This is a genomic window from Cellulomonas algicola (assembly GCF_003851725.1).
GTDB classification, from domain to species: Bacteria; Actinomycetota; Actinomycetes; order Actinomycetales; family Cellulomonadaceae; genus Cellulomonas; species Cellulomonas algicola.
This window is the reverse complement of sequence record NZ_BHYL01000081.1, coordinates 1-6,235: the sequence shown is the minus strand read 5'-3', so window position 1 is coordinate 6,235 and position 6,235 is coordinate 1. Positions and strand designations below refer to the sequence as shown.

8 protein-coding genes are annotated in these 6,235 nt (G+C 74.6%); 5 read left to right on the top strand and 3 right to left on the bottom strand.

Annotated elements, in window-relative coordinates; genetic code table 11:
- A partial coding sequence (locus CTKZ_RS06135; protein WP_124342121.1) for an MATE family efflux transporter occupies positions 1-1,108 on the top strand: 1,108 nt, incomplete at its 5' end.
- 19 nt (positions 1,109-1,127) lie between these two features.
- On the opposite strand, the gene CTKZ_RS06130 is transcribed toward CTKZ_RS06135, so the two are convergent.
- Positions 1,128-2,033 carry a helix-turn-helix domain-containing protein gene (locus CTKZ_RS06130; RefSeq protein WP_124342120.1) on the bottom strand — a complete coding sequence of 302 codons (906 nt, stop codon included), beginning with the start codon at positions 2,031-2,033 and terminating at the stop codon, positions 1,128-1,130.
- Positions 2,034-2,070: 37 nt separating this feature from the next.
- Here CTKZ_RS06130 and CTKZ_RS06125 point away from each other — a divergent pair, with 37 nt between their 5' ends.
- Positions 2,071-2,634 carry a maleylpyruvate isomerase N-terminal domain-containing protein gene (locus CTKZ_RS06125; RefSeq protein WP_124342119.1) on the top strand — a complete coding sequence of 188 codons (564 nt, stop codon included), beginning with the start codon at positions 2,071-2,073 and terminating at the stop codon, positions 2,632-2,634.
- Positions 2,635-2,774: 140 nt separating this feature from the next.
- Positions 2,775-3,257, top strand: a complete 483-nt coding sequence (locus CTKZ_RS06120) for a helix-turn-helix domain-containing protein (RefSeq protein WP_124342118.1) — start codon at positions 2,775-2,777, stop codon at positions 3,255-3,257.
- 178 nt (positions 3,258-3,435) lie between these two features.
- Here the strand turns inward: CTKZ_RS06120 and CTKZ_RS06115 are convergent, their stop codons facing one another.
- Both CTKZ_RS06115 and CTKZ_RS06110 read right to left on the bottom strand, forming a co-directional pair.
- The gene (locus tag CTKZ_RS06115) at positions 3,436-4,056 is read right to left on the bottom strand and encodes a ClpP family protease (protein ID WP_124342117.1); all 621 of its coding nucleotides are present in this window, start codon (positions 4,054-4,056) and stop codon (positions 3,436-3,438) included.
- Positions 4,056-4,688 carry a ClpP family protease gene (locus tag CTKZ_RS06110; protein ID WP_124342116.1) on the bottom strand — a complete coding sequence of 211 codons (633 nt, stop codon included), beginning with the start codon at positions 4,686-4,688 and terminating at the stop codon, positions 4,056-4,058. Before CTKZ_RS06110 ends, CTKZ_RS06115 begins: the two co-directional genes overlap by 1 nt.
- A 501-nt stretch (positions 4,689-5,189) precedes the next feature.
- On the opposite strand from CTKZ_RS06110, the gene CTKZ_RS06105 reads away from it, so the two are divergent.
- Together CTKZ_RS06105 and CTKZ_RS06100 are read left to right on the top strand one after the other, a co-directional pair.
- Complete coding sequence (locus CTKZ_RS06105; RefSeq protein WP_124342115.1) at positions 5,190-5,678, top strand: peptidoglycan-binding domain-containing protein; 489 nt, start codon at positions 5,190-5,192, stop codon at positions 5,676-5,678.
- A 59-nt stretch (positions 5,679-5,737) separates the two neighbouring features.
- Entirely contained in the window at positions 5,738-6,214 is a 477-nt protein-coding gene (locus CTKZ_RS06100; protein ID WP_124342114.1) for a peptidoglycan-binding domain-containing protein, read from the top strand.
- The last annotated feature ends 21 nt before the right edge of the window (positions 6,215-6,235 follow it).

The following is a 6,235-nucleotide window of genomic DNA, read 5'->3' as shown; positions in this document are numbered from 1 at the left end:
CGCGCGACGGCTCGGTGCGGGCGACCGCGGCGGTGCGCTGCAGGTCGGCGTCGACGGCATGTGGCTCGCGCTCGGCCTGGGCATCGCGCTCGGCGCCCTCACGTGGCTCGCGGCCCCCTGGCTGATCGGCGCGCTCGGTGCGACCGGTGAGACCGCGCACCAGGCCGTCGTCTACCTGCGCTCGTCGGCTCCCGGTCTGCCCGGGATGCTCCTGGTCCTCGCCTCGACGGGCGCGCTCCGCGGCCTCCAGGACACGCGCACGCCGCTGGTCGTCGCCACGGCCGGCGCCGTCGTGAACGCCGTCCTCAACGTGCTCCTCGTCTACGGCGCACACCTCGGCATCGCGGGCTCCGGGTTCGGCACCGCGCTCACGCAGCTCGCCATGGGCGCCGTCCTCGGGGGCGTCGTCGTCCGCGGTGCCCGCGCCGCCGGCACCCGGCTGACCCCGCACGCGGCCGGCCTGTGGGCGAACGCCCGCGCCGGAGCGCCGCTGCTGGTCCGGACGCTCACGCTGCGCGCCGCGATCCTGCTGACCGTCTGGGTCGCGACCGCGCTCGGAGCGACCGCCCTCGCCGCCCATCAGGTCGTCAACGCCGTCTGGGGGCTGGCCGCGTTCACCCTCGACGCCCTCGCGATCGCCGCGCAGGCCCTCGTCGGGCACGCGCTCGGCGCCGCCGACGTCCCCCGCACCCGCGCGCTCCTGCGCCGCACGCTCCAGTGGGGCGTCGGCGCGGGGGCGGTCCTCGGGCTCGTCCTGGGCGGCGCGTCGTGGCTGTACGTCCGGGCGTTCACGACGGACCCCGACGTGCGGCGCGCCGCCGTCGTGGCCCTCGTCGTCGCGGCCGTCACGATGCCGATGGCCGGGTGGGTCTTCGTGCTCGACGGCGTCCTCATCGGCGCGGGCGACGGGCGGTTCCTCGCCTGGGCGGGCGTCCTCACGCTCGTCGCCTACGTGCCGGTCGCGCTGGCCGTGCGCGCGTGGGCGCCCGACGGCGTCGCCGGTCTCGCCTGGCTCTGGGCGGCGTTCGCGGGCGTCTTCATGCTGGCCAGGGCCCTGACCACCGGCTGGCGCGCCCGCGGCACCGCGTGGATGGTGACGGGCGCCTAGCCCCAAGACGCGCCGCGCGTCAGGCGCCTGCCGACTCCGCCGCGTACCGGGAGGCGAACGCGCCCGGCGTCATGCCCGTGACGCGGCGGAAGTCGCGCGACAGGTGCGGCTCGTCGGCGTACCCGAGCCGCGCGGAGACGTCGGCGACCGTCGTGCCGCCCGCGCGCAGCAGGCCCGCCGCCTCGTGCAGCCGACGCCGCTGCACCAGCCACTTCGGCGAGAGCCCCAGCCGCCGCCGCGTCAGACGCTGCAACGACCGCTCCGTCCTGCCGAACCGGTCGCACAGCTGGGCGACGCGCAGCAGCTCGGGGTCGTGCTCGACGGCGTCGACGATCGCGTTGACCTCCCGACCTTCCTCGTCCACGGGGAGCCACCGCCGCAGGAAGTCCCCGACCCGGTCCGTCGCGGCACGCTGCCGCGACTCGTCCGTCGGGTCGGGCACCATCTCCGCGCGCACCGCCGCGACCAGCGCGTCCGTGTCGACCGGGGCGGCCGTCGCCGCCAACGCCGGCCCGAGGTCACCGTGCCGGCCCCTCCACGCCGCGACCGTCCCGCCCGTCAGCAGCGCGCCCGCCGATGGCTGGAGCAGCACGCCGACCGCCCAGCCGCTGCCGGTCAGCGTCGTCGTCGAGAGCCCGGGCGCCACCCCGTAGAACCGCGCGTACTCGTCCGCGACCACGATCAGGCAGACGGGGTACTGCAGCACCTGCTGCACGGCCGACCCACCCCCGGGCACGTGCCACGTCGGCACCCAGTACCGCCGCACCAGGTCCGCGAGGTCGGGCTCGGGCGCCCACCGTCCGATGCGGAACGACCGGTCCGCCGGGTCGACGAGGTGCGCGCGCTCGACCTCGTCGACGGCCGCGCCCCCGACCGCACGAGCCGCAGGCCCCGCTGCACCGCCCGTCCCGCTGTCGGGTTTCATCAAGCCACCCCTCCCCTCGCCGCCTAGCGTCGCAGTCATGACCGACAACGCCACCCTGCAGACCTACGCCCGCCACGCCGACGGCATGCAGGCGACCCTCGACGCGATCGCCCCGTCGTCCTGGGACGCCCCCTCCGCCTGCGCGGGGTGGACGGGACGCGACGTCGTCGCCCACCTCGTCGACACCCAGCGCGACTTCCTCACGACGCACGGCGCCGACCTCGGACCGCGCCCCGACCTGGCCCACCCGGCCGCCGCGTGGCGCACCCACGCCGCTGAGGTGCGCGACGTCCTCGCCCGACCGGGCTTCGTCGAGCGCGAGTACGACAGCCTCGGGTCCACGACGACGGTCGGCGCGACGCTGGACATGTTCTACGGGTTCGACATGATCGCCCACCGCTGGGACGTCACCGCCGCCGACGGCCGCGCCTACGCGTTCGACGACGCCGACCTCGACGTGATCGAGGGCATGGTCGCGGCGATGGGCGACATGATCTACGCGAGCGGCGTCTGCGGGCCGGCCCTCGAGGTCGCGCCCGACGCGGACCGGCAGACGCGCGCCCTCGCGGCGCTCGGCCGGCGGGCGACGGTCGCCGTCTGAGTCCCTGATCCGACGGTCTCCACGGACCTCCCCCTCGGACCCGCTCGCGCCTGTCCGCTGAGGGCAGACACGACACCCACCCGCGCGCCGGCGACCCGGGTCTAGCGTGGCGGACAGGCGCGACGACGACGGGAGCCCCCATGACGCACGAGCTGACGGCCCGACCGCACCGGGTCGCGCACCCGGCCGGGAGCGGCGCCGGGCCGACCGGCCACGTCGTCGAGCACCGCGTCGAGCCCCTGCTCCGGCGGCTCGTCGGCGCGATCCTCCGCGAGCGCCGCGAGGACCAGGGCCGCACGCTGCGCGACGTGGCCGTCGACGCCCGCGTCTCGGTCGCCTACCTGTCGGAGATCGAGCGGGGTCGCAAGGAGGCGTCGTCCGAGGTGCTGGTCGCGGTGTGCCGAGCCCTGGGGATGCGGCTCGTCGACCTCGTCGGCGCGGCGCACGCGGAGCTCGCGCGCGCGGAGTGCCGCGTCGTCGTCGACCTGGCCGACCCCCGGCGATCCTCGCGCTACCCGGAGCCCGCGGACGCGACGCGGCCCGTCGTCGTGGACCTGCACGCCCGCACCTCAGGCCCGGGACGCGGCACCACGACGACCGACGCCGTCCTCCTGGCGGCCTGAGCCCGCGACGGGCCCGGCACCAACCGGCTCCGTCGCCTCCGATCACCCGCCGCACACCGGGCCGCGCGCCGAGGGTGGGTGTCGTGCGCCGACCGCGCCAGATCGCGCTCGCCTGCGTGCCCGCGACGGCAGCCGGGCGTGCGGCCGGGTCCCCTGACGGTCCCGACCGCACGCGCGGTCACGCCGCGGGCAGTGCAGCGGGCACCTCCTTGAGGGTCGTGACGACCCGGTCCGCGAGCCCGTACGCGACGGCCTGCTCGGCGGTGAGGATGAGGTCGCGGTCGGTGTCCCGGCGCAGCCGCTCGACGGGCTGACCCGTATGCCGCGACAGGATCTGCTCGACCTGCGCGCGTTGCCGCTGGATCTCGGCGGCCTGGATCTCCAGGTCGGCGGCGGTCCCCTCGGCTCCCCCGGACGGCTGGTGCAGCAGCACGCGCGCGTGCTCGAGGACGTGCCGCTGCCCGGGCGTCCCGGCGGCGAGCAGCACGGCAGCCGCGGACGCGGCCTGCCCGAGGCAGAACGTCGCGACGGGCGGGCGGACGTACTGCATGGTGTCGTACACCGCCAGCAGCGCCGTGAGGGACCCGCCCGGCGAGTTCACGTAGACGTGGATGGGCTGCTCGGCGCTGTCCGACTGCAGGTGCAGCAGCTGTGCGATGACGACGTTCGCGACGCCGTCGTCGATCTCGGTGCCGAGGAAGACGATCCGGTCGGACAGCAGCCGCGAGAACACGTCGGACGTGCGCTCGCCCGTCGGCCGCTGCTCGACGACGTACGGGATCGTGTACTGGCCGGCCATCAGAGCCCCGCCTTCCGCAGCGCACCGTCGGGCCGCACGTCGTCGAGGTGCTCGACGACCTTGTCGACGAACCCGTACTCGAGCGCCTCGGCCGCGGTGAACCACCGGTCCCGGTCGGAGTCGCGCTCGATCGTCTCGACGGTCTGGCCGGTGTGCTCGGCGATGAGGCCCTGCATGGTGCGCTTCACGTGCGCCATGTTCTGCGCCTGGATCGCGATGTCGACGGCCGTGCCGCCGATACCGCCCGACGGCTGGTGCATGAGCACGCGAGCGTGCCGCAGCGCGAACCGCTTGCCGGGCGTCCCGGCGCTCAGCAGGAACTGCGCCGCCGACGCGGCGAGCCCCATCGCGAGGGTCGCGACGTCGTTCGGGATGAGCCGCATGGTGTCGTACATCGCGAGCGCCGCGCTGACCGAGCCACCGGGCGAGTTGACGTAGAGCGCGATGTCGCGGCGCGGGTCCTCCGCGGACAGCAGGAGGAGCTGCGCGCAGACCCGGTTGGCGACGGCGTCGTCGACCTCCTGCCCCAGCACGACGATGCGCTGGTGCAGGAGCCGGGTCGCGAGGTCGTCGTCGAACGGGCGGGTCGGCGGGGCCGCCGTGCGGGCGGTGGTCGGGACGGTGTCGGTCACGGTGAGGTCCTCTCGGGGTGACGGGTCGATGCGCTCGACGCTGCCACCGCGACCGTCGGCGCCGGCCCCACGTCTGCGGTGGGCGGATCCGCGCAGGGCAGACGCTCGTGCCAACGACCGTCCCCCTCCCCCGCCCGGGCTCGTACGGCGCTCCCCGACACCGAGGGCCCATCCGCGCGCGTGCCCGCACCTGCGCACCCGCCCACGCGCTCGACGCTCGCTCACCGCTGACCGGAGTCCCACGAGTGACATGTCCACACCCCTTGGGTGGGACGTGTCATGACTTGCGCGGTGAGCTCAGCCCGACGCGCGCCGGGGCGCCCGGACGGACCGTCGGCGCAGTTCAGGGGCACGTCCAACCGCAGGCGGACCACCACACTGTCGCTCGTCGCGCAGATCCGGTGTGCCAAACCGGCCCCGGACGAGGGGCGCTTGTCATAGTTTGTGGCCTGCCACGTGGCCGACGGCGCCCGCCGGAGCCACAGATCGGAGACGCTCCGCATGCCGCACACCACCCGCATCGGCTCCTTCGCCGCAGCCCTCGCGCTCGTCGTCGCCGCGATCGTCGTGCCGGCGGGCTCCGCCACCGCGACCAGCGGTCGGATCTGCACCACCGCCTGGGGGACGCTGTCGAGCACGGAGGTCAAGGTGCCGGCCAACGGCGGCCCCTACGTGCCGATCGGCGGCCACTACACCGACTGCTACATGAAGGCGGGCGCCAACATCACGGGACAGGGCGTCAAGGCGCTGCAGCAGTCGCTGCGCATCTGCTACGGCCAGACGTCGGTCGCGATCGACAGCTCGTTCGGCCCGGCGACCGCCGCCGGGCTGCGCACCGTGCAGGCGAGCCTCGGCATCTCGGCCGACGGCATGTACGGCAACCAGTCGCGCGACAGCCTGCGGTTCTTCATGGGCTACTTCGGACCGGTCGCGAACTGCGCCAAGCAGCCGTACTACCCGTACAACGACATCAACGACGGCCAGAACTGACGTCCGGCGACCCGGCACGCGCCGCCCGCCGACTCCCGACCCTGAAGGAGTTCTCCCGCATGCCGAAGCTGTCTCGCGCGCGCTCCCTGCTCGTCGTCGCGGCCCTCGCCGTGGTCGCCGTCGTCGGCCCCGCGGCTCCCAGCTCCGCCACGTCCAACGACCCGTGCAACTCGACGTTCGGCCTCGCGGGGTTCGACAACCACCGCGTGCCCTCGAGGAACAACCCCTACATCCCCGAGGGCGGGCACATGACCGACTGCCGGATGTACAAGAACATGGGGTACAGCCCGGGTGTCCTGCTGCTGCAGCGGTCGCTCGTCATCTGCTACGGCCAGAACATCAGCGCCGACGGCTACTACGGCGACAAGACGATGGCCGCCCTGAAGAACGTCCAGGCGCAGCTCGGCATCCAGGTCGACGGCCTGTACGGCAACGAGACGCGTGACCACATCAACTTCTTCCGGGGCTACTTCGGCCCTGTGGCCTACTGCGCCGGCGACCCGTACTTCCCCCAGCACGACGTGATGCACTACTGAGGCACGCGCGACGAAGCCCCC